This is a genomic window from Streptococcus oralis (genome assembly GCF_002386345.1).
GTDB lineage: Bacteria > Bacillota > Bacilli > Lactobacillales > Streptococcaceae > Streptococcus > Streptococcus oralis_S.
Window position 1 is genome coordinate 41,467 of record NZ_CP023507.1, and the last position, 23,878, is coordinate 65,344.

At 42.0% G+C, this 23,878-nt stretch carries 21 protein-coding genes; 14 read left to right on the top strand and 7 right to left on the bottom strand.

The genetic code is table 11. The annotated features are described in order from the left end of the window. The first annotated feature begins 107 nt into the window (after positions 1–107). The 3 genes from CO686_RS00255 to CO686_RS00270 all read left to right on the top strand — a co-directional run bounded on the left by CO686_RS00255 (position 108) and on the right by CO686_RS00270 (position 4,666). Positions 108–830, top strand: coding sequence for a pseudouridine synthase (locus CO686_RS00255; protein ID WP_096753349.1), 723 nt, complete (start codon positions 108–110; stop codon positions 828–830). A gap of 109 nt (positions 831–939) precedes the next feature. After that, the gene (gene pepC / locus CO686_RS00265; protein WP_096753350.1) at positions 940–2,274 is read left to right on the top strand and encodes an aminopeptidase C; all 1,335 of its coding nucleotides are present in this window, start codon (positions 940–942) and stop codon (positions 2,272–2,274) included. Positions 2,275–2,437: 163 nt separating this feature from the next. Further along, the gene (locus CO686_RS00270; protein ID WP_096753351.1) at positions 2,438–4,666 is read left to right on the top strand and encodes an HAD-IC family P-type ATPase; all 2,229 of its coding nucleotides are present in this window, start codon (positions 2,438–2,440) and stop codon (positions 4,664–4,666) included. Positions 4,667–4,725: 59 nt separating this feature from the next. On the opposite strand, the gene CO686_RS00275 is transcribed toward CO686_RS00270, so the two are convergent. The 4 genes from CO686_RS00275 to CO686_RS00290 all read right to left on the bottom strand — a co-directional run bounded on the left by CO686_RS00275 (position 4,726) and on the right by CO686_RS00290 (position 8,624). Further along, positions 4,726–5,637: a PTS system mannose/fructose/sorbose family transporter subunit IID gene (locus CO686_RS00275; protein WP_000818313.1), complete on the bottom strand. Its 912-nt coding sequence runs from the start codon at positions 5,635–5,637 to the stop codon at positions 4,726–4,728. 14 nt (positions 5,638–5,651) lie between these two features. Then, entirely contained in the window at positions 5,652–6,464 is an 813-nt protein-coding gene (locus CO686_RS00280) for a PTS mannose/fructose/sorbose transporter subunit IIC (protein ID WP_001280317.1), read from the bottom strand. Positions 6,465–6,539: 75 nt separating this feature from the next. Next, positions 6,540–7,529: a PTS sugar transporter subunit IIB gene (locus tag CO686_RS00285; protein WP_042768291.1), complete on the bottom strand. Its 990-nt coding sequence runs from the start codon at positions 7,527–7,529 to the stop codon at positions 6,540–6,542. A 282-nt stretch (positions 7,530–7,811) separates the two neighbouring features. Beyond that, positions 7,812–8,624 (bottom strand): Cof-type HAD-IIB family hydrolase, encoded by an 813-nt coding sequence (locus CO686_RS00290; RefSeq protein WP_000162371.1) that lies wholly within the window; start codon positions 8,622–8,624, stop codon positions 7,812–7,814. Between the two features lie 187 nt (positions 8,625–8,811). Here CO686_RS00290 and CO686_RS00295 point away from each other — a divergent pair, with 187 nt between their 5' ends. From CO686_RS00295 to CO686_RS00325, 7 genes are all read left to right on the top strand, one after another. Further along, the gene (locus tag CO686_RS00295; RefSeq protein ID WP_000359243.1) at positions 8,812–10,230 is read left to right on the top strand and encodes an NCS2 family permease; all 1,419 of its coding nucleotides are present in this window, start codon (positions 8,812–8,814) and stop codon (positions 10,228–10,230) included. A gap of 54 nt (positions 10,231–10,284) precedes the next feature. Further along, entirely contained in the window at positions 10,285–10,992 is a 708-nt protein-coding gene (locus tag CO686_RS00300) for a CPBP family intramembrane glutamic endopeptidase (protein ID WP_000653642.1), read from the top strand. 75 nt (positions 10,993–11,067) lie between these two features. Beyond that, positions 11,068–12,042, top strand: coding sequence for a dihydropteroate synthase (gene folP / locus CO686_RS00305; protein WP_000240368.1), 975 nt, complete (start codon positions 11,068–11,070; stop codon positions 12,040–12,042). Between the two features lies 1 nt (position 12,043). Continuing rightward, complete coding sequence (locus tag CO686_RS00310; protein ID WP_065371417.1) at positions 12,044–13,366, top strand: bifunctional folylpolyglutamate synthase/dihydrofolate synthase; 1,323 nt, start codon at positions 12,044–12,046, stop codon at positions 13,364–13,366. Further along, positions 13,347–13,901, top strand: a complete 555-nt coding sequence (gene folE / locus CO686_RS00315; RefSeq protein ID WP_000380933.1) for a GTP cyclohydrolase I FolE — start codon at positions 13,347–13,349, stop codon at positions 13,899–13,901. Before CO686_RS00310 ends, folE begins: the two co-directional genes overlap by 20 nt. A 240-nt stretch (positions 13,902–14,141) precedes the next feature. Next, positions 14,142–14,963 (top strand): 2-amino-4-hydroxy-6-hydroxymethyldihydropteridine diphosphokinase, encoded by an 822-nt coding sequence (gene folK, locus CO686_RS00320; protein WP_049500585.1) that lies wholly within the window; start codon positions 14,142–14,144, stop codon positions 14,961–14,963. Then, positions 14,956–16,239, top strand: coding sequence for a hypothetical protein (locus CO686_RS00325; protein ID WP_049500583.1), 1,284 nt, complete (start codon positions 14,956–14,958; stop codon positions 16,237–16,239). The genes folK and CO686_RS00325 overlap by 8 nt, the downstream gene beginning before the upstream one ends. A gap of 50 nt (positions 16,240–16,289) precedes the next feature. On the opposite strand, the gene CO686_RS00330 is transcribed toward CO686_RS00325, so the two are convergent. Then, positions 16,290–16,607 carry a DUF960 domain-containing protein gene (locus CO686_RS00330; RefSeq protein ID WP_000886047.1) on the bottom strand — a complete coding sequence of 106 codons (318 nt, stop codon included), beginning with the start codon at positions 16,605–16,607 and terminating at the stop codon, positions 16,290–16,292. A 204-nt stretch (positions 16,608–16,811) separates the two neighbouring features. Between CO686_RS00330 and ccpA the strand changes: the two genes are divergently transcribed. After that, complete coding sequence (ccpA, locus tag CO686_RS00335; RefSeq protein ID WP_001090635.1) at positions 16,812–17,822, top strand: catabolite control protein A; 1,011 nt, start codon at positions 16,812–16,814, stop codon at positions 17,820–17,822. 52 nt (positions 17,823–17,874) lie between these two features. Here the strand turns inward: ccpA and CO686_RS00340 are convergent, their stop codons facing one another. Then, positions 17,875–18,837 (bottom strand): asparaginase, encoded by a 963-nt coding sequence (locus CO686_RS00340; protein ID WP_049500580.1) that lies wholly within the window; start codon positions 18,835–18,837, stop codon positions 17,875–17,877. A gap of 65 nt (positions 18,838–18,902) precedes the next feature. On the opposite strand from CO686_RS00340, the gene CO686_RS00345 reads away from it, so the two are divergent. Next, a complete protein-coding gene (locus tag CO686_RS00345) occupies positions 18,903–20,294 on the top strand; it encodes a Cof-type HAD-IIB family hydrolase (protein WP_000453123.1) in 1,392 nt (463 codons plus the stop codon). A 506-nt stretch (positions 20,295–20,800) separates the two neighbouring features. Beyond that, a complete protein-coding gene (locus CO686_RS00350; protein ID WP_000731511.1) occupies positions 20,801–22,810 on the top strand; it encodes a CAP domain-containing protein in 2,010 nt (669 codons plus the stop codon). 120 nt (positions 22,811–22,930) lie between these two features. Here the strand turns inward: CO686_RS00350 and CO686_RS00355 are convergent, their stop codons facing one another. Further along, a complete protein-coding gene (locus CO686_RS00355; RefSeq protein ID WP_000079162.1) occupies positions 22,931–23,383 on the bottom strand; it encodes a universal stress protein in 453 nt (150 codons plus the stop codon). A 167-nt stretch (positions 23,384–23,550) separates the two neighbouring features. Between CO686_RS00355 and CO686_RS00360 the strand changes: the two genes are divergently transcribed. Further along, positions 23,551–23,850: a hypothetical protein gene (locus tag CO686_RS00360; RefSeq protein ID WP_096753352.1), complete on the top strand. Its 300-nt coding sequence runs from the start codon at positions 23,551–23,553 to the stop codon at positions 23,848–23,850. Positions 23,851–23,878 lie beyond the last annotated feature (28 nt).

Sequence of the window (23,878 nt, forward strand, 5' to 3'; positions counted from 1 at the left end):
TTGCAGATGGACGTTGACGCGGTTTGAATCTGATTTTTGAAGAGTATGAAACGAAAAGGAGGTTGGTCATTGTACCAGCCTCCTTTTGAGTATGATATAATAGTTCTATGAGATTAGATAAATTTTTAGTTGCCTGTGCTGTGGGGAGTCGGACAGAAGTCAAAAACTTGCTCAAGGCTGGGCGGGTGACGGTAAATGGTAAAAAAGAAAAGTCAGCTAAACTGCAGATCAATGAGGAAAGAGATGAGATTCGCTTTGATGGCCAAGTGCTGGAGTATGAAGAGTTTGTCTACTACATGATGAACAAGCCCCAAGGAGTCATTTCAGCGACTGAGGATTCTAAACACAGAACAGTGTTGGACTTGTTGGATGATATTGCTCGGACCAAGGAAGTTTTTCCAGTAGGGCGTTTGGATATTGACACGCATGGCCTCCTGCTTTTGACCAATGACGGTCAGCTTGCCCATGCTCTTCTTTCACCAAAACGTCATGTGGATAAGACCTATCTGGCACACGTCGAGGGAATTATGACCCAAGAAGATGTGGAGACATTTGTCAAGGGCATTCCGCTCAAGGATTTTACCTGCCAGCCAGCTAAGCTGGAGATTGTGTCGGTAGATTCAGTAAAAAATCAAAGTCTGGTTCGTGTGACCATTGCTGAAGGTAAGTTTCATCAGGTCAAACGCATGGTGGCATACTGTGGCAAGGAAGTGGTGGACCTACAACGTTTGACGATGGGGACTCTAGTTTTGGATGAGAACTTAGAACGAGGAGAATGGCGTCGCCTGACCAGGGAGGAGTTAGAGAATCTCCTTGCTAGTATTGCTTAGTTTGGATTATGTTAGAAAAGGTGAGGAGAATGTCCTTGCCTTTTTCGTTTTTCAGTTGCTTCCTTTGTGAAAAGAGTTATAATAGACAGTAGAATAAAAGGAGGAATCTATGAACGCGATTCAAGAATCATTTACAGATAAACTATTTGCTAACTATGAAGCAAATGTCAAATACCAAGCGATTGAAAATGCTGCCAGCCACAACGGAATTTTTGCAGCCCTAGAACGTCGCCAAAGCCATGTAGACAATACACCTGTTTTCTCATTGGATTTGACCAAGGACAAGGTTACTAACCAGAAAGCCTCTGGTCGTTGCTGGATGTTTGCAGCTCTCAACACCTTCCGCCACAAACTCATCTCTCAATACAAACTGGAAAACTTTGAGTTGTCACAAGCCCACACTTTCTTCTGGGACAAGTACGAGAAATCCAACTGGTTCTTGGAGCAAGTCATTGCGACTGCAGACCAAGAATTGACGAGCCGCAAGGTTAGCTTCCTACTCCAAACCCCTCAACAAGACGGTGGTCAATGGGATATGGTCGTGGCCCTCTTTGAGAAATACGGTGTCGTTCCTAAGTCAGTTTACCCTGAGTCTGTTTCATCTAGCAGCAGCCGTGAGCTCAATGCCATCCTCAATAAATTGCTCCGTCAAGATGCCCAAATCTTGCGTGACTTGCTTGCTTCTGGTGCGGACCAAGCGACTGTTCAAGCTAAGAAAGAAGACCTCTTGCAAGAGATCTTTAACTTCCTTGCTATGTCACTAGGACTTCCACCACGTAAATTTGACTTTGCTTATCGCGATAAGGATAACAATTACCAAAGCGAAAAGGGGATTACACCACAAGAATTTTACAAGAAATATATCGACCTTCCTCTAGAAGATTATGTTTCTGTTATCAATGCTCCGACTGCTGACAAACCATACGGCAAATCTTACACAGTTGAGATGTTGGGAAATGTGGTTGGTAGCCGTGCAGTTCGCTACATCAACGTTCCAATGGAGCGCTTGAAAGAATTGGCGATTGCCCAAATGCAAACAGGAGAAACTGTTTGGTTTGGTTCAGATGTCGGCCAACTTAGCAACCGCAAAGCTGGAATTCTTGCAACAGATGTTTATGATTTTGAATCAAGCATGGACATTCAACTCACTCAAGACAAAGCTGGACGTTTGGACTACAGCGAAAGCTTGATGACCCACGCCATGGTCTTGACAGGTGTGGACTTGGACGAAAATGGTAAGTCAACCAAGTGGAAGGTTGAAAACTCATGGGGAGACAAGGTCGGTACAGATGGTTACTTCGTTGCCTCAGACGCTTGGATGGATGAATACACCTATCAAATCGTTGTCCGTAAAGAATTGCTGACAGCAGAAGAACAAGCTGCCTATGAAGCAGAACCAATCGTACTTGCACCATGGGATCCAATGGGTGCCTTGGCAGAATAAAGCTATAGAAAAGAGGTTAGGGGAATCCTAGCCTCTTTTTAAGTTCTTCTTAAAGTGGGGATAGATGATGCTTGACAAGTAAGTCTTTCTTAGTTTGAGTCTTTAAGTGACAGAGGAAAGGATATGTGTTATTATAGTAGTACAAAAGGATATCGGAGTAGAAATGAAGTATTTAAGTAGCCAAGACATCAAGGATCGTCAACGAAATATCAGTGACATTAAACCTTATAAAACAACCAAGGAAATCGTCGTTTCAAATATCTTTACCTTCTTTAATGCCATGAACTTGGCTCTGGCAGTTCTGGTAGCCACAACCTTGCGATTTGAAAATATGCTCTTTTTAGGTGTGATTGCTATCAATACAGCCATCGGGATTTTCCAAGAAGTGCGTTCAAAAAATGCCTTAGAAAAGCTAAGTTTGCTTGGTAAAAGTAAGTACAAGGTCAATCGAGATGGTCAAACGATTGAGATTGATCCAGAGGACATCGTACTGGGTGAGTACCTGCATCTCAATATAGGTGATCAGGTGCCTGTAGATGCAGAAGTCCTTGAAGGGAATATTGAAGTTGATGAGTCCTTGCTGACTGGTGAGAGTGATTCGGTCTTTAAAACAGTTGGTGACAAGCTGATGAGCGGAAGCAATGTCGTCAGCGGTACTTGTCTGGTTATGGCAACGGCTGTGGGTCCAGATAGCTATATTAACAAACTCGCAAAATCCAGCAAGGAATTCAAAAAATACCCTTCTCAACTACGCGATTACATGGATAAGATTTTAAAAATCGTCTCGATCTTGCTGGTGCCAGTTGCCATTCTGCTCTATATCAGAGGTTTTAGTCTAGGACGGTCTTATGTTGAGATTGTTTTAGGAAGTTCAGGTGCCTTGGTCGGCATGATTCCAGAGGGTTTGATTCTCTTGGTTAGTGTGTCCCTAGCAGTAGCAGCCATGAAGCTGGCTAAAAAGAAGGTTCTGGTACAGGAGCTATACTGTGTAGAGACCTTGGCGCGAGTAGATATTCTTTGTTTTGATAAGACGGGAACTATCACGACGGGGAATATGAAGGTCCAAGAAATGGATGCTAATGTAGCAGAGAAACTATCTTCTTATTTGGCTTATTTCGAAGATGAAAATGCAACTTCCCGAGCTCTGAAGACTTACTTAACCTGTGAGAAAAAGTGGGAAGTTCAAGAAGTCGGTGCATTTTCAAGTAAAAATAAGTATTCCTTTGTCCAAGTAAAAGAGGGTGGGACCTATTTCTTCGGAGCCTATGAGTTTCTAGGCTTTACCCAGCCGATGGATGCCTACTATGAACATCTAAAACAGCAAGGTTTTCGAATCTTAACACTCGCTCATAGCAGGGACCAGATTACGAGTCCAGCTAATGTGGAACTACTAGGCCACGTCGTTTTGTCAGATGAGATTAAGGACAATACCAAGGAAACCTTTGACTATTTCGAATCTCAAGGTGTTGAAGTGAAGATTATCAGTGGTGATAATCATGTGGCTGTATATGGGGTGGCTCGTAAGGCAGGTTTTAAGGAAGAAGCGCGGGCTATTGATATGACCAAGGTGAGCGATGATGACTTTGAAAGAGTGGTCTTGGAACACGAAATATTTGGACGTGTGACACCTGAACAGAAGCAAAAGATGGTATCTATTTTGCAAAATGCTGGTAAAACAGTTGCCATGAGTGGTGATGGAGTCAATGATGTTCTGGCTCTCAAGAAAGCAGATATTAGTTTTGCCATGAAGGGGGCTACGAGTGCAGCCAAAAGTGTATCCAATATTGTTTTTCTCACAGATGACTTTGCAGTATTTTATGATATCTTGATGGAAGGACGCCGGGTCATTAACAACATCCAAAAGGTAGCCTCTCTTTTTCTAACAAAGACCTTCTTCTCCATCGTTTTTGCCATTTTGAGTGTGGTATTTGGTTTGGAATTTGCCTTTATCCCCATTCAGTTTACAATCATTTCAGCCATTACGATTGGGATTCCATCCTTCTTCCTGACTTTTGAGTCCAATAAAGAAAAGGTTAGCACTCACTTTATGAGAGATATCCTAACCAACGCGGCGATTGGTGGTGGCGTTCTGGTTGCTAGTGTTCTTTTGACCAATTTCTTTATCACTGTCCCAGGTCAGGTCAAATTTATTTGCTTCCTCCTTGCCCTGATCAATGGTCTGTGTCTAGTTGCCAAGGTCAGCTTGCCTTTTAATCGATACAAGATGCTTTTGCTCACGTTTTTGAGCCTTGCAGCCCTTGTTGGTGTACTTGCCAATACTTTTATCCTACAGGGAGCTTTTGTGCCTTTAGAAGCCAAACAGCTACTCTATGTTGCCATACTAGCAGTGGTGATTGGGTGCTTTCATTATCTTACTAGGAGAAAAAGTTGATACATAAAAAGAATCAGGTTTAATCCTGATTCTTTTTTGTTTATATATTCTCACCGAGATTACATGATACCGAAGAAACGAGCTGCGATACCAACTGCAAAGAGGGCAAGGATGATTGTGATTGGAGATACTTTTTTCTTAAGCAACCACATGCAAAGGAAAGTAAGGAGAAGTCCCATCAATCCTGGAATCAATGAGTCCAACTGACCTTGAAGCGTTTGTGGTTGAACTCTATCTAGGCTCATACCACTAAGCGCTTGACCAAGAATGCCCTTCAACTCAGCTCCTGTAACAGGACCTTCTGGGAAGTTGATGTAGGCACCTTCTGACAATTGTTTGCCTGGAAGGTTGATAGTGAAGTTGATGGATACCCAACGTTGTACAAGAACGGCAAGGATGAACATACCAAGGATAGAAGCACCTTTAGTGATGTCTTTCAAGATACCACCAGACATGTCTTTAGTGATCTCAGATCCAGCTTTGTAACCGAACTCTTGTGTATACCATAGGAAGGCCATACGGATAGCATTCCATCCAAAGAAGAAGAGAAGGGGACCAACAATGTTACCGGATGCAGCAAGTGATGCACCAAGGGCTCCAAGGATAGGACGAACTGTAAACCAGAATACTGGGTCACCGATACCAGCAAGAGGTCCCATCATACCGATTTTAACCCCTTGGATAGCCGCGTCATCGATTTCTACACCGTTAGCGCGCTCTTCTTCAAGTGCAAGAGTAACCCCCATGATAGGAGCAGCTACGTATGGGTGAGTGTTGAAGAACTCAAGGTGACGCTCAAGAGCAGCCGCTTGGTCTTCTTTTTTAGTGTACAATTTTTTGATAGCTGGGATCAATGAGTAAGCCCAACCCAAGTTTTGCATACGTTCATAGTTCCAAGAACCTTGAAGGAATTGTGAACGCCACCAAACTTTTTGACGATCTGATTTTGATAATTGAATTTTTTCAGCCATGATTGTTCCCCTTTCTAGTAGTCTTCTAGGATATCACCGATTGGGTCGTTAGAAGTCGCAGCTCCGCCGCCACCGTTTCCACCTTGTTTTGTAAGGTTAAGGTAGATGAAGGCAAGGGCAACACCGATGACACCAAGGGCAATCAAAGTCAATTGAGAGATTGCTGCAAGAGCAAAACCGATAGCGAAGAATGGCCATACTTCACGAGTTGCCATCATGTTGATAACCATAGCGTAACCAACGGCAACGACCATAGCACCACCGACAGCCATACCACCGTTCAACCAGTCTGGCATCAAACCAAGAGCGTCTTGAACAGCAGAAGCTGGGATAGCGATAAGGAAGGCAGCAGGGATTGCAATACGAAGACCTTGAAGAAGAAGTGCAACAAAGTGAGCACGCTCAACAGCTGCAATGTTTCCGTCTTTAGCAGCAGCATCAGCTGAGTGAACTAAGGCAACTGAGATTGTACGAACAATCATTGTCAAGAAAAGTCCAGCTACAGCAAGAGGGATAGCTGTTGCCGTTGCAACGGCGATACCATCAGTAGTAAAGTTACCACCTTTGATCAAGATGATTGCTGCAGCAACAGATGCAAGAGCAGCGTCAGGAGCTACGGCAGCTCCGATGTTTGCCCAACCAAGGGCGATCATTTGAAGAGATCCACCAAGCATAACACCTGCTTCGAGGTTACCAGTTGCAAGTCCGATAAGGGTACATGCGACGATTGGTTGATGGAATTGGAATTGGTCGAGGATACCTTCAAGACCTGCAAGGAAGGCAACAACTACAACCAAGATAGCAGAAATGATTGAAATATCTGACATGGTTTTATTCCTTTTCTATTTAGTTTTAATAAAGTATTTAATCCTGTTTTCAAAAATGATCGAAACAGATTAACATTATTGAACGTTTGCTTTCTTAATCAAGTCAAACAAATCTTTTTTCGTGTCGTTTGGTACTTTACGTACGTCAAATTCAACACCGAGGTCACGCATTTTTTCAAAGGTTGCAACGTCTTCTTTGTCCATAGACAAAACGTTGTTAATCATTGTTTTACCTGTTGAGTGAGCCATAGAACCAACGTTAAGGGTCTTGATTGGCACGCCACCTTCGATAGCACGAAGTGCATCTTGAGGTGTTTCAAACAAGATAAGGGCATGAGTTTCGCCGAAACGTGGGTCTTTTGCAACGTCGATCAATTTCTGGATTGGGACAACGTTAGCTTTTACTCCGTTTGGAGCTGCTTGTTTGATCAATTCTTTACGCAAATCGTCGTTTGCAACGTTGTCTGAAGCAACGATGATACGATCTGCTTTTGAATCTGGAGTCCAAGCAGTGGCAACCTGACCGTGAAGGAGACGAGTGTCTAGACGAGCAAGGTTGATTTTCAGTTTACCGTCACCGATAACTGTTCCTTCTGGAATAGCAGCTTGTGCAACTGGAGCAGCTGCAGCACTTGCAACTTCCTCAACTGGGTTAAGCTCTTCTGGAAGAGCCTTGATGCCATCTTTGGCTTCTTTAATGATATTCGCAGCGACTTTATCCACACCTGCATTCGCGTCCATAAGGCGCTCTGTGTAGGCTTGGATCAACATCGGCAAGTTCAGTCCTGTGATGATGGCAAACTTACGTTCTGGATTTTCTCCCATTACGCGGCTAGCTTGGTTGAATGGAGATCCACTCCAAAGGTCAGCCAATACTAGAACCTCATCTTCTGCGTCAAATGCAGCCACAGCGTTGTTGAATTTAGCGTAAAGGTCATCTGGACCTTCATTTGGCATAAAGGTTACAACTTGAACCTTTTCTTGTTCACCAAAGATCATAGATCCTGACTGATGAATACCCGCAGCAAATTCGCCGTGGCTCGCAATAATGATTCCGATACTCATTATTGTCATTCCTCCTTATAAAATGTTTGACTATATGTTTAAGAAAACTTTAAGCCTAACTTTAAGTATAAACCGTTTTCATATAAAAATCAACTACTTTTTCTAAAAAGATGTAAAAGTTTTCATAGAATGACTTTTTAAAAATATTAATATATAAATGCTTTTGAGAGATAAATGAAAATGGTAATAGAAAATTTAATATAAAAATACAGAAAATGAGCCGCTTTTGTGAAAATGGAATGAAAACAAAAAGGAAAGATTGCGACCGTGCAATCTTCCCTTTTATAGGAATAAATTTTGTAAAGCGTGGGCAACTCCATCTTCTTCGTTGGTCAGAGGAAGTTGTTCGTCTGCATATGGAAGAAGAGCAGGATTGGCGTTTTTCATAGCATATCCCTTGCCTGCAAATGCCAACATTTCAGTGTCATTATGCTCATCACCAAAGGCGATTAAGTCTTTTTTATCACGATTCATCACATTGAGCAAGTACTCTAGAGCAAATGCCTTGTTTACACCTTTGGGAGTACACTCGAGGATGTTGAGGGGACCGCCCCAGGTATTGATAGCTAGTTGGTGCTGATAAAAACGATTCATTTCGTCCGCTAAAGCGTATTTGTCTTCAGCCCTTGTTTGCAAAAGGATGCAGTTGGGATCTTTGGTTACTCGTTCAGGTTTGAATTGATTTTCCGGCCGGAAGTTCTCTACGCCAAATAGTTTAGGATCCGCAATTTCTTCATTCGGAGTCGTGATATAGAATTTTTTTCGATATTCTCCTGCAATAAAATCAGCCTGGATGTCCTCCGTGCGCTTGACCATGTCTAGGAGGTATTTTTTGTCCAAGGTCAAGCACTTTTCATGCTCCCAAGCCTGTCCTGGTAGATGGGTAAGAGAACCATTAAAGTTAATCATGGGAGTATGCAATTCTAGCTCACGGTAGAAATCTTTTGCCATACGATACGGACGTCCCGTCGTGATGATAACATGGTGTCCTTTTTCTGAAATTTTTTTGATTGTCTCTTTGGTGAAATCGGAGAGCTTGCTTTCACTATTCAGCAGGGTTCCGTCCAAATCGACTGCGATAATTTTTTTAGTCATATAAACCTTCCTAGTCGTTTCCAGATAAGATGTCTTCTATTATATCAAAAAGAAGGAAGAAAAGCAGATAAGAACAAAAACTACAGTTGCTTTGATTTATTAAACAAATCAAACAAACATATTTAAAAGGTGAATGATAAATGATATAATACTAATATTGTTCGTAAAAAACAAAAGGAGATTAAAGATGGACAAACTATTTAAACTAAAAGAGCACGGGACAGATGTTCGTACAGAGGTGCTTGCTGGTTTAACAACATTCTTTGCAATGAGTTATATTCTCTTTGTAAACCCTCAAATGCTTTCCCAAACGGGTATGCCTGTTCAAGGTGTGTTCTTGGCAACGATTATCGGTTCTGTAGTCGGTACCTTGATGATGGCTTTCTATGCTAATTTGCCCTACGCACAAGCACCAGGTATGGGATTGAATGCCTTCTTTACATTTACAGTTGTATTTGGGATGGGCTATACTTGGAAAGAAGCTCTTGGTATGGTCTTCATTTGTGGAATTATTTCACTGATTATTACCTTGACAAATGTTCGTAAAATGATCATCGAATCTATTCCCACAACACTTCGTTCAGCTATTTCGGCTGGTATTGGTGTTTTCCTTGCCTATGTTGGGATTAAGAATGCTGGTCTCTTGAAATTCTCAATCGATCCAGGTACTTATACTGTAGCAGGTGAAGGAGCGGACAAGGCTCAAGCTGCACTTACAGCAAACTCAGCAGCTGTTCCAGGCTTGGTAGACTTCAATACTCCAGCCGTATTGGTGGCTCTTGCAGGTCTGGCTATTACCATCTTCTTTGTTGTTAAAGGCATCAAGGGTGGAATTATTCTTTCTATTTTAACAACGACTGTCCTTGCTATTGCTGTTGGTGTTGTCAAATTGTCAGGGATCGACTTTGCTAGCAATAATCTTTCATCAGCGGTTAATGATTTAGGAACTTTGTTTGGTGCTGCTCTTGGTTCAGAAGGTTTAGGATCTTTGATTTCAAACACTTCGCGTTTACCAGAAACCTTGATGGCTATTCTTGCCTTCTCACTAACGGATATTTTTGATACAATCGGTACTCTTATCGGTACTGGTGAAAAAGTTGGTATCGTTGCGACAAGTGGGGAAAACCATGAGTCAGTTAAATTGGACAAGGCTCTTTACTCTGACTTGGTGGCAACTTCAGTAGGTGCCATTGCAGGTACATCAAACGTTACAACCTATGTTGAGTCTGCGGCGGGTATCGGTGCTGGTGGACGTACTGGGTTGACAGCCCTAGTGGTTGCGATCTGTTTTGCTCTATCTAGCTTCTTTAGCCCACTTCTAGCGATTGTTCCGACAGCTGCAACAGCACCAATTTTGATCATCGTCGGAATCATGATGCTTTCTAACTTGAAAAATATCCCTTGGGATGATATGGCTGAAGCGGTTCCTGCCTTCTTCACATCTATCTTTATGGGATTCAGCTACTCTATCACACAAGGGATTGCTGTTGGTTTCTTGACATATACCTTGACAAAAGTTGTCAAAGGTCAAGCCAAGGATGTGCACGTGATGATTTGGATTTTGGATGCCTTGTTTATCCTTAACTATATCAGTATGGCGCTATAAATGGTATAATAGAAAAAGGGGAGTCTCCCCTTTTTAATTATAAGGAGGTACATCATGAAAGATAAGACGATTTGGCAAGAGGTTTTGAACAGAGGGAAATGGGTGCTCATCCTTTTGGTAGCTTTTGTTCTATCTCAATTTCCCATAGGACTTGCTTTGTTTTTAGCAAACAAACAGTTTCCGATTTTACAGTCAGGGCTCTTAGTTGGTGCCCTATCCATAGTCGTTTTGATTGTATTTATTATTGGTGCACGAAAAACACAACTTGCTACTTTTAATCTATCCTTTTTTAAGGCAAAAGACTTGGCTCGCTTGGTACTGAGTTATCTGGTGATTTTTGCGACAAATCTCTTGGGTTCACTCCTGCTTCGACTAACAAATGAGGCAACAACCAATAACCAATCAATACTGAATGGTTTGGTTCAGAATAGTTCCTTGATTTCAACTTTCTTCCTACTAGTCTTGATTGCGCCGATTTGTGAAGAAATTTTGTGTCGTGGAATTATTCCTAAAAAGATCTTCCGTGGAAAAGAAAAACTAGGTTTTGTTGTTGGTGCAATCGTCTTTGCCTTGCTCCATATGCCAACCAATTTACCTTCTGTAATTATTTATGGAGGAATGTCAACGGTTTTGACTTGGACAGCCTATAAGACTGAGCGTTTGGAGATGTCCATTTTGCTTCATATGATTCTCAATGGTATTGCATTTTGTTTGTTGGCCTTATTGGTATTGATTAGTAGAAATCTAGGTCTATCATTCTAAACCATTGGCCCGCTTGGAAAAGATGAACACTAGCGTGTTCATCTTTTTCTTTTTATGGTAAAATAGAAAGATAATATGGTGAAAAACCTTGAGGGAGTGACCGATATGTCAAGTAAAGCTAATCATGCAAAGACAGCTATTTGCGGAATTATCAACGTAACCCCAGATTCTTTTTCGGATGGTGGGCAGTTTTTTGCTCTTGAGCAGGCACTCCAGCAGGCTCGTAAATTGATAGCAGAAGGAGCGAGCATGCTAGATATCGGTGGAGAATCGACTCGGCCGGGCAGTAGCTATGTTGAGATAGAAGAGGAAATCCAGCGTGTTGTTCCAGTGATTAAAGCTATCCGTGAGGAAAGTGATGTCCTCATTTCTATCGATACTTGGAAAAGTCAGGTGGCAGAGGCCGCCTTGGCTGCTGGTGCCAATCTGGTAAATGACATCACGGGTCTCATGGGAGATGAGAAAATGGCGAATGTGGTTGCGAAGGCTGGAGCAAAAGTGGTTATCATGTTTAATCCAGTTATGGTTCGTCCTCAGCACCCTAGTTCACTCATATTTCCTCATTTTGGTTTTAGACAAGCTTTTACAGAAGAAGAGTTAGCTGACTTTGAAAAAGTGCCAATCGAAAACTTGATGGAGGCTTTCTTTGAACATGCTCTAGCGAGAGCGAACCAAGCTGGAATTGCAAGAGAAAATATTCTGCTGGATCCAGGGATTGGCTTTGGTCTGACCAAGAAGGAAAATCTACTCCTTCTACGGGATCTAGATAAACTACACCAGCAAGGCTATCCGATTTTTCTTGGAGTTTCGCGTAAGCGATTTGTCATCAATATCCTAGAAGAAAATGGCTTTGAAGTCAATCCTGAGACGGAAGTCGGTTTCCGAAATCGGGACACCGCTTCGGCTCATGTAACGACTATCGCTGCGAGACAGGGTGTAGAAGTGGTGCGCGTGCATGATGTTGCCAGTCACAGGATGGCAGTTGAAATTGCCTCTGCTATCCGTTTGGCCGATGATGCAGAAAATCTAGATTTAAAACAATATAAGTAAGATGAACGAAATTCAAAACAATCAGTGGATTGCCCACTACCGGACGGACCAACCGCATTTTGGTTTGGAGCGAATGGTGGAACTCCTAGCTCTGCGAGGCAATCCCCATCTCAAACTTAAGGTCATCCATATCGGGGGGACCAATGGCAAGGGGTCGACCATTGCTTTTTTGAAAAAGATGCTGGAAGGGCTAGACCTGAGAGTTGGGGTGTTCAGCTCGCCCTATCTCATTCATTATACAGACCAGATTAGCATTAATGGGGAATCCATTCCTGAAGCGAAACTAGAAGCTCTCATGGCAGACTATCAGTCTTTGCTTGAGAGAGAATCTGCTGACAATTTGCAGGGAACAACCGAGTTTGAGATTATCACAGCTCTAGCCTATGATTACTTTGCCTCAGAACAAGTAGATGTGGCTATCATGGAAGTCGGCATGGGTGGTCTTTTGGATAGTACTAATGTCTGCCAGCCAATTTTAACAGGAATTACGACCATTGGACTGGATCATGTAGCCCTACTTGGTGACACCTTGGAAGCCATAGCAGAGCAGAAGGCTGGTATTATCAAACAAGGCATTCCATTAGTGACAGGTCATATTGTTCCTGAAGCCTTGACTGTGATAGACTCTATTGCAGAAGCTAAAAATGCGCCTAGACTTACCTATGGAAAAGATTATCAGGTCAGTCACCAAAAGAGTGTGGTGACAGGCGAAATCTTTGATTATACCAGTTCTGTCAGACAAGGGAGCTTTCAAACAGGTCTGCTTGGTTTGCACCAGATAGAGAATGCGGGGATGGCCATAGCTTTACTTGATACTTTTTGTCAAGAAGATAGGCGGGAGTTGGCAAGTAATGACTTGGTTGCTCAAGCTTTGAAAGAGACCAGATGGCCAGGGCGTTTGGAGGTCGTGTCTAGCGACCCCTTGATGATTTTGGATGGGGCCCACAATCCCCATGCTATCAAGGCTTTATTAGCAACCTTGCAAGAACGCTTTGCGGATTATCATAAGGAAATCCTCTTTACTTGTATCAAGACCAAGGCCTTGGAGGATATGCTGGATTTGCTAGAGACGGTGCCAGATAGTCAATTGACTTTAACCCATTTTGACGATAGTCGGGCGACGGATGAAAGCGTGCTGAAAGAGACAGCCAAGTCTAGAAATCTCAATTACCAAATTTGGCAGGATTTTCTAGAGCAGAAATTGACAGATAAAAATGAAGAGAAACAAACAGTTAGGATTGTCACAGGTTCCTTGTATTTCTTGAGCCAAGTGAGAGCCTATCTGATGGAGAGGAAGAACGAGAATGGATACACAAAAGATTGAAACGGCTGTAAAAATGATTATTGAGGCTGTTGGTGAGGACGCTAACCGCGAGGGCTTGCAGGAAACACCTGCTCGTGTAGCTCGTATGTACCAAGAGATTTTTTCAGGTCTTGGCCAAACTGCTGAGGAACACCTGTCAAAATCCTTTGAGATTATCGACGATAATATGGTTGTAGAAAAGGATATCTTTTTCCACACTATGTGTGAGCACCACTTTTTGCCCTTTTATGGGAGAGCGCACATTGCCTACATTCCAGATGGTCGGGTGGCAGGCTTGTCTAAGCTAGCCCGTACGGTTGAAGTTTATTCTAAAAAACCACAAATTCAAGAGCGTTTGAATATTGAGGTGGCCGATGCCTTGATGGACTATCTGGGTGCTAAAGGAGCCTTTGTTGTCATTGAGGCGGAACATATGTGTATGAGCATGCGTGGTGTCAGAAAGCCAGGCACGGCAACCTTGACGACAGTAGCGCGAGGTGTATTTGAAACAGATAAGGACCTCCGAGACCAAGCTTATCGTTTAATGGGACTATAATACCCTTCGAAAATCAAATTCAAACCACGTCAGCTTCACCTTGCCGTAGGTGCGGTTACTGACTTCGTCAGTTCTATCCACAACCTCAAAACAGTGTTTTTAGCTGATTTCGTCAGTTTTATCTACAACCTCAAAGCAGTGCTTTGAGCAACCTGCGGCTAGCTTCCTAGTTTGCACTTTGATTTTCATTGAGTATAAAAAGAATCCGCTTCATGCGGATTTTTCTAGAAAGGACTAATTATGGATCAACTGCAGATTAAAGATTTGGAAATTTTTGCCTATCATGGTCTTTTCCCTAGTGAGAAAGAATTAGGGCAGAAGTTTGTTATTTCCGCAAGCTTATCCTATGATATGACCAAGGCGGCTACAGAATTGGATTTAACAGCTTCTGTCCATTACGGAGAACTGTGTCAGCAGTGGACGACTTGGTTTCAGGAAAGCACTGAGGACTTGATTGAAACGGTAGCCTACAAATTAGTTGAACGTACCTTTGAGACCTATCCTCTTGTCCAAGAGATTGAGTTGGAACTAAAAAAACCGTGGGCTCCAGTGCATTTACCATTGGATACCTGCTCGGTGACCATTCGCCGTCGCAAACAACGGGCCTTTATCGCTCTAGGAAGTAATATGGGAGATAAGCAAGCAAACTTGGAGCAAGCCATTGACAAACTGCGAACTCGAGGTATCCATATTCTCAAAGAGTCCAGTGTTTTGACGACGGAGCCTTGGGGTGGTGTGGATCAGGATAGCTTTGCCAATCAGGTGATTGAAGTAGAAACCTGGCTACCAGCACCAGTCTTGTTAGAAACATTGTTAGCCATTGAGTTAGAAATGGGACGGGTTCGAGAGGTGCATTGGGGGCCTCGTTTGATTGATTTGGACCTACTCTTTATGGAGGACCAGATTATTTACACAGACGAGCTCATATTGCCTCATCCTTATATAGCAGAACGCCTCTTTGTTCTTGAGCCGTTAGTGGAAATAGCTCCCCATTTTATCCATCCGATCCTAAAGCAACCAATTCGATACTTGGTTGACCAGTTGGAGCAAGGAAATGCCTAAGCTTTCCGAGACCTATAGTAAGTGGAAGAGTATTGGGGAGGGACTACTTGCTATTGTTTTAGGGCTTCTCTTGATTCGATTTGGACAAGTTATTCCGAGAATGGGATACCAGTTGCTGATGGGTTACTTTTCCTTGTCAGCAGTTTGGCACTTGTTGACTCGCTGGTTTCAGGATAAAAAACGTCGGGAAAATATCTTTGTAACCTTGGGAAAGCTGGCGGTTGCGGCTCTGGTGTTTGACTCTATCATCTTGCAAGACCTTGCCCTCTATCTCCTGGTTTTTATCATTGCGAGCTACCAGCTGTTTACGGGCATCATTAGTCTTGTGACCTGGTCTCTCTATCGAAAAAATGCCATTCATCCTCGGCTCCATCATCTCTTCGATGCTGTATGGATGATAGGATTCGGTCTTTATAGCATCTCTCCTTTTCACGATGCAGCGAATTTTGAATTGCTCTTGCTTGGGTTTTACTTGCTCATGCTAGGAGCTAGTAGCCTCCGGGACGGTTTCTTTTTTGAAAAGATAGAAAACAATCCCAAGCTGAAACGACGAATGCGAATGACCTTGCCGATCTTTGTGACGGCTTTGATCCCTATCAGCACCTTGCGAAAACTAAATGAGTGGCTGGCAAATCATGAAAGCCAAGAAGGGGAAGTTCATTCAGAAAGAAAAAACGATCAGGTAGTTGATCTGGAAATTTTTATCCATACCTCAGAAACCTCTTTCTTCCTCGCTATGGGACATGTGGATATTTGTTACCAAGGGAAGGTTATTTCCTATGGCTCGTATGATCCCCACTCGGAGCGTTTGTTCGGCATGGTTGGAGATGGTGTTTTGTTTAAGGCCAATCGGGAAAAATACATCGAGCTCTGTAAGAGGGAAAGTCAGAAGACCTTGTTTGCTTATGGTCTGAGTTTGACAGACCAACAGAAAGCAGCCATCCAAGCTCGTCTAGAAGAGATAGAAGACCTGTTAATTCCTTGGGAACCAAGTTCACAGTTGATGAAAAGAAGAGAGGGCGAGGTAAAGCATACCTACTCCTACCAACTGAAACAGGAAGCAGATGCGATCCTCTATAAATTCAGTTCATCCGAGTTTAAGACCTACTTTGTTCTTAGTACCAATTGTGTCTTGCTGGCAGACTCTATCGTAGGAAAAGCTGGGACTGATATATTGAGTCCTCAAGGTTTCATTGTGCCAGGGACTTATCAGGATTATCTTGACTTAGAGTATACAAAACCAAACGGTCTAGTTGTCAGTCGATCCATTTATTAGAAAAAGAAAACTCTAGTTCCTCAGCAGTTTGCGCCGAGAAGCTAGAGTTTTTAAAATAGGTCATTTTCTTCTGGAAGGAGGATGGTTTCTTTACCGTCCGTATCTAAAACAAGGACCCTAGGAGGGTAAAGGGGATCGAAAGGATGATTGAAATCAAAATCAATGCTAGTCGGAAGGTGCTGGCTAGAAAAATGGAAGGTGATGGTCCCCTTATTGTTGAGCAGTTGAAACTCAAGTTCTTCTTCTAATTCAAAGACATTTTTCAGGAAATGATCGATAATATACCATAAAGAGTCAATGACATCATCAGGTAAGCTGGTCACGACACCAAAACTAGCGGAACGTCTCTGTGTATTTGTAAAAGCCATGTTTTCCTCCCCCCTTTATTTTCCTTATCATACAGCAAAATGTCTTAAAAATCAAGAAATCCTACTTGCTTTTTCAAAATGGGAATAAACTGTGAAATTTTTTCAAAGTTTCTCTAAAAAATACTTGAAAGTGTTTACAATAAGTGATAAAATGGAGTAAGTAGATGCGTGAAAGCGAAATTTTCATTATAGAAAGGAAACGGAATGAACACAGATGATACAGTAACGATTTATGACGTCGCCCGTGAAGCAGGAGTTTCGATGGCAACAGTTAGCCGTGTCGTTAATGGCAACAAGAATGTTAAAGAGAACACTCGAAAAAAAGTCCTAGAAGTGATTGATCGCTTGGACTATCGTCCAAATGCGGTAGCACGTGGTTTGGCTAGCAAGAAAACAACGACAGTCGGAGTTGTGATTCCTAACATTACCAATGGTTATTTCTCAACGCTTGCTAAGGGAATTGACGACATTGCTGAAATGTACAAGTATAACATTGTCCTTGCAAATAGTGATGAGGATGATGAAAAGGAAGTTTCAGTAGTCAACACTCTCTTTTCAAAACAAGTCGATGGGATTATCTTTATGGGCTATCACTTGACTGAAAAGATTCGTTCAGAGTTTTCTCGTTCACGGACACCGGTTGTTCTTGCTGGTACTGTGGATGTAGAACACCAACTTCCAAGTGTAAATATCGACTACAAACAAGCAACGATTGATGCTGTAAGCTACCTTCTAAAAGAAAACGAAAAGATTGCTTTTGTGAGTGGACCACTCGTCGATGATATCAATGGCAAGGTTCGTTTGATTGGTTACAAGGAAGCCTTGAAAAAAGCAGGACATTCTTATAGCGAGGGATTGGTCTTTGAATCAAAATACAGCTATGACGATGGTTATGCCTTGGCAGAACGCTTGATTTCATCACAAGCTACAGCCGCAGTTGTAACAGGTGATGAATTGGCAGCAGGTGTGTTGAATGGTTTGGCTGACCATGGCGTATCTGTGCCGGAAGAGTTTGAAATCATTACGACAGATGACTCTCAGATTGCACGATTCACTCGTCCAAACTTGACGACTATTGCCCAACCTCTTTATGACCTAGGTGCTATCAGCATGCGTATGTTGACTAAGATTATGCATAAGGAAGAGTTGGAAGAACGTGAAGTTCTCCTACCTCATGGTTTGACAGAACGCCGCTCTACACGAAAACGTAAATAGAAAAAATCAGGGAATCGTGAAGATTTCCTGATTTGCTTTCTAGAGAAGAGGTTTATCCTTCCATATAGTCTTTCAAAGCTTGTCCTTTTAGTCCAGCATTAAGGGCAATTAATAATTTGAGGCGCGCTTTTTGAGCGTTGAGTTCTTTGACAAAGAAAACACCAGCTCGTTGCAACTGCACCCCTCCACCTTGGTAGGCGTAGACAGGTTCAGCAATACCATTAAAACAACGTGAGACCAAGGCGACTGGGATTCCTTTTTGGAGGAGATTTTCCAACTTTTGAGCTGTTTCTTTGGGAATATTGCCTGCTCCAAAGGCCTGAATGACTAAGCCATCCAGCTGTTCTAAGTCTAACATATCAATCAGCTCGTCTGTCATACCGGCATAGGCTGAGATGATGGGAACCAGACCTTGAATATGCTCAAGATTAAACCGGACACGAGGCTCAGCCGTTTTGAAGTAGAGGATTTCTTGCTTCATGATGAGGCCAAGTGGTCCATGTGTTGGGGTTTGAAAGGTGCTGACGTTGGTCGTATGAGTTTTGGTAACATACTTGGCTGCGTGGATCTCGTCGTTCATGACGACCAGTACACCCTTGTCGGCTGCTTTGTCATCGCTGGCAACTCGCAAAGCGCTCAGATAGTTATATACACCGTCGCTACCAAGTTCGTTTGAACTACGCATGGCCCCTGTTAGAACGATGGGGATGGGCGGAATTTTCATGGTATCAAGGAAGTAAGCTGTTTCTTCTAAGGTATCTGTACCATGTGTGATGACAACTCCATCATAGTTATCAGCTTCCTCTTTAATCTTATGATAGAGTGCAAGCATATGATTGGGTTTGATATGAGGGCTTGGCAGATTAAAAAAGTCTAGGGTATGAACCTCAATTCCTTCAAGTGGATTGGAAACATGGTTCATGGGATTGTCCTGACTAGTTACAACGGCACCAGTGGCGTCTGCTTGCATGGAAATAGTCCCACCTGTATGTAAAACAAGGATTTTCTTAGGCATGATTTAGTCACTCTTTCTGAAATGTGGTATAATCATTGTAACACAAAAGGGGAGAATGGGACAGGATGGAAGTCAAGGCTGTTTTTTTTGATATCGATGGAACGCTAGTCAACGATCGCAAGAGTGTTTTGAAATCCACTAAGGACGCGATTAAGATTGTCAAAGAGCAAGGAGTGCTTGTTGGAGTAGCGACAGGACGAGGGCCGTTTTTTGTCAAGGAATTGATGGAAGACTTGGACCTAGACTTTGCGGTGACCTACAATGGCCAATACATTTTTAATAAAGAAAAGGTACTCTTTGCAAGCCCAATCGCTAAGTCAAGCCTACGTCAACTGATTGCTTATGCTAAAAAGGAGCGTAAAGAAATCGCTCTTGGAACCGAGCATGCCGTTGTTGGTTCGAAGATTATGTCATTTGGTCTCGGCTCCTTTTCCCAACTGGTTAGTCGTTTTATTCCGACTGTTCTGACAAGAACCGTTAGCCGTTCCTTTAATCGAATGGTCAGCAAGGCAGTTCCTCAAAAGGAAGACGACTTGCTTAACTTGATTAATCAACCCATTTATCAAGTTTTGATGCTGATGACGCCAGAAGAATCTGAGAAGGCAGCAAGTGATTTTGAAGATTTGAAATTAACTCGAAGCAATCCTTTTGCAGCAGATATCATTAACCAAGGAAATTCCAAACTAGAAGGCATTCGCCGAGTCGGGAAAGAATATGGCTTTGATCTCAACCAAGTCATGGCCTTTGGTGATTCAGACAACGATCTGGAAATGTTAGCGGGTGTTGGTATGTCGGTTGCTATGGGAAATGGCAGTAGCAGTGTCAAAGAAGTTGCCAAGCATATTACGGCAAGTAATCAACAAGATGGTATCCACAAGGCGCTCGAGCACTTTGGTGTTTTGGCTTCAGAAAAAGTGTTTGTCAGTCGAGACTACCACTTTAATAAGGTCAAAACCTTCCACCACATGATGGATGAACGAACTCAAGAAGAGCCACAGGCATGGGATGCTGAAGGTGCAACCCACCGCGCAGACTTTAAAATTGAAGAATTAGTGGAGTTTGTTCGTGCAGCAAGTTCTTCGGAGGAAGAATTCCAAAACTCCCTTGCAAGCATGCATGAGGCACTTGATAAGGCGGCAGAGAAAGTGGAGAAAAAGACGCCTGCTAAGCAAAACTTGGTCGGTCAAGTGGATGCTTTGATTGACACACTGTATTTTACATACGGTAGTTTTGTTTTGATGGGAGTAGACCCAGAACGCATTTTTGATATTGTTCATGAAGCAAATATGGGGAAGGTTTTCCCAGACGGAAAAGCTCATTTTGACCCAGTTACACACAAGATTTTAAAACCAGATGACTGGGAAGAAAAATATGCTCCAGAACCTGTCATCCGACAGGAACTACAACGTCAGTTTAAAGCTTATGAGCGACATAAAGAAAGAAAAAATAAAAAATAAGAGAAAATTCTTTTCCCTGGATGAAAAATTCGGGGATTTTTTGAACCGAAATCCGAACAATTACATATATATCACTAATTATTATTAGCATATTTATACTTATTTTGAATTAGAAAACGTTTGAAATTTTTTTTGAAAAAGAAAAGAAAAATATTTTAGTTTACAAAAAATAATGCAGAGTGGCATTTTACCCCAATTTATCTAGCTTTCCTTTTAAAAAAATATCAAAAAAAGATGAGTCAAATTATTTGATATTTGAAAGTTGATGTGTTAGAATGAATTCAGAAAGCGAATAAATATAAAATCCTCACGCTGCTATAATATGCTCTTTTTAAAGACAGAAAGTCAACTTGTTTATTTCAGGCCTGTTAACAAGTTGATGTGAAGAATTCACTCTAGTTTTGAGGGTTAGTTATAAAATTGTGCACAATTGCTTTCCAAATTTTTATTATTATTTTTATTATTTTAATTTTCAAGTTTAGAAATTAAAGAATTAAGAGGTTGAAATGAAGAAAAAATATACCTATTTGACAGCTTCTGTTTTAACAGCTGTAACAATGCTTCCAACTTTTGCACCAAGTGAAGCTCACGCTGCTTACAACTGGAATGGGAATAATAGCTACTATACAAGAACTAGCCGCCGTTCAAGCAATCGTACTTCTAACCGTACTACTGCAAATCGTAGCCGCACATCAAACTATACTGTAAGAAGTTATGGCTACAACAGTTATTACCCAAGCTATAACTATGGCTACAATAGCTACTACCCAAGCTATAATTATGGATATGGTAGCTATTACCCAAGTTACAACTACGGTTACAATAATTGGAATAACTACTATGGCTATGACAACAGTAGCAACTACTATGGTTATAACTATTGGAATAGTTACAACAACCTTGCTAGCGATGAAAACTATATTTACTGGAATGGCAATCACTACTACCGCATGAACGACGGTAGCTACCGTATTTATCGTAACGGTCAGTGGAAACCTTTGACAAACAATAGTAACAACAACTCATCTACTAACAACTTGGAAAACGATCCGCACTATCGTTACGAAAATGGATACCATTACTATGTATTGGACAATGGTGATTATTACTACTACCAAAATGGTAAGTGGGTATTGGTGAAAGATTCTGCTGATACAACACCAGCACAACCAGCACAACCAGCTGAGCCAACACCAGCACAACCAGCAACTCCTGCTGAACCAAAACCAGAACAACCAACAACTCCGGTTGAGCCAGCACAACCAAGTCAACCTGAAGTTCCTGCTCCAACACCAGCAGAACCAGAGGCTCCAACACCAGCTCCTAGTGATAAACCTGAAGAGCCAACAACACCAGCTGAGCCAAAACCAGAGCAACCAGCAACTCCAAGTGTTGACCTACCAGAAAACCCACCAATTAATGGTGCTGATAGTGAATTTGATCCATTCAAGCCATCAACAGAAACACCAGCAGAACCAAAACCAGAAACACCAGCAACTCCAGCTATCCCAACAACACCAGGTTTGGTAACGACTGATGAACCAAGTGAAAACCAAATCCCTGATTATGTTGAAAAACCAGCTGAAGGATTGGAACACTTGGCTTGGGCACCAAATGGACAAACTCCAAAATTGGTTTACCCACCAGGTAAACCAGGTGATGCAGTCCTCAAGAATGATAAAAACTACTACTTCGACGGTAGTGCACATTACTATTATGTATCATCTAATTCAGAGCGTACAGGTTACTCAGCATACTGGAAGTGGCTTGGAGGAAAATGGAAACTTCAAGGGATGACTGATCCAAACGATCCAGCTCGTGATCCAAAACTTCACGAAAACACTGCTGATGACGAGTACATGTACAGTGACAAGAACTCAAGCGTGAAACTTTACTCAACTAACTTGGTAACGACTGCTAAAGCAGGTCAAGCATTGCCATTCAAGAATGTTGAAGAGTTCAAAAACTATGTCATCGAAAAAATGAATCCTAAGTTCCTTGATAACTCTGGTTGGGATGCTAAAGTTGAGTGGGAAATCGAAGATCCAGAAATCTTTGAGAAGACTAAAGAAAACCCATACGCTAAGGACTATGTCTTGATTGCAAATCTCAAGAGTGGTGTCGAAGACAAGAAATACAGTGATGTAGAATTTGGTTATGTGAAGTTTGTTTACCGTGTTGAAGCAACAAATGATACAAACTATGACTATGTTTCAAAAGCGAAAGAAGCTTTCGCTAAAATCAATGAGACTCGTAAAGCTCAAGGATTGAAAGAATTGACTTGGTCTGAAGACATTTATCAAAATCAAGCACTTCCGAAAGTAAATGAAATTTCACGTCAATACGATAGCACAGGCTTTGTAGGACGTCGTGATGAAGATGCTGCTGTTGTCGTTAAGAAATGGGCAAACAGTGGTTTGAGAGACTTGCTTCTCGATCCGAATGTCACTGAAGGAGCTGTAGCAGCAGTAGTTGATGGAAACGGTGTATACTACTGGGCATACAGTTACAAATAATTCAATCTTTTGAGATTGACTACTTTCTAAATAAGATAGAGGCTTTAAACAATTGTTTAAAGCCTTTTTCTGACCCAACCAGGACAAACAAAAAGGAGCCAGAGGCTCCTTTTTTAATGATTACAATGTTTTTTCACTTTCTCTCACGACCAGCAAATCGACTTTTGCATGGCGAAGAATATACTCAGATGAAGAGCCAACCAAGAGGCGTTCAAAGGCATTGAGCCCTGTTGCACCAACGAGAATCAGGTCGACATTTTCTGCGTCTGGAATAGTACGGGCAAGGAGGGTTTTTGGATTTCCCATTTCGATGACGATGTGAATATCGGTCACACCAGCATCTCTTGCGCGCTTTTCGTACTCCTTCATCAGACTTTCAGCATCGACTTGGAGCTCTTCGTAAACTTCAGCATCAAAGGTAGACACGCTTTGAAGAGCGCGTGTGTCGATAACATGGGCAATGGTGAGCTTGGATTCGTTGCGTAGAGCAGTGTAAACACCTTTGACGAAAGCCAAGTCCGCTTCTTTAGAACCATCAATTGCGACCATAACATTTTGGTAACGTTGTGCCATAATGAAACCTCCTGAAATTTTCTTACTGTTATTGTAATCCTTTTCACTAAAGAAGTAAAGTAAAAATCATATTTCAATAAATATTATTGGAGATTCAATTTGGTGGAGATATGTTAAAATAAAAGAAAACGAGCTAGTAGGAAACACAGTAAAGGGGATGAGAAAGTATGAAAGATTTTGTTCAGACTTTTAAAAAAATAAGTTTTCTTTATCATGGAATTATCCTTGCGTCACTTGTAGGTGAAGTAGTGATGCTTTGGCGGCTGGAAAGAGTCATGCCCGTTCTCTATCCAGGTTTTATTGGATTTCTTCTCTTTCACTTGGTCTACCACATCATTTTATTGGTGATTGCAAAGAGAAGTGGTCGTTTGGACTATTTGGTCACGTGGGGGCTCTTTCTCATGTTTAATCTCTTGTATGACTCCTTTTTAGCGCTGATCTTTCTAGGTTTGTCTTTTGGTATGTGAGAAAATACTTCTGTATTCTAGTTGTTTA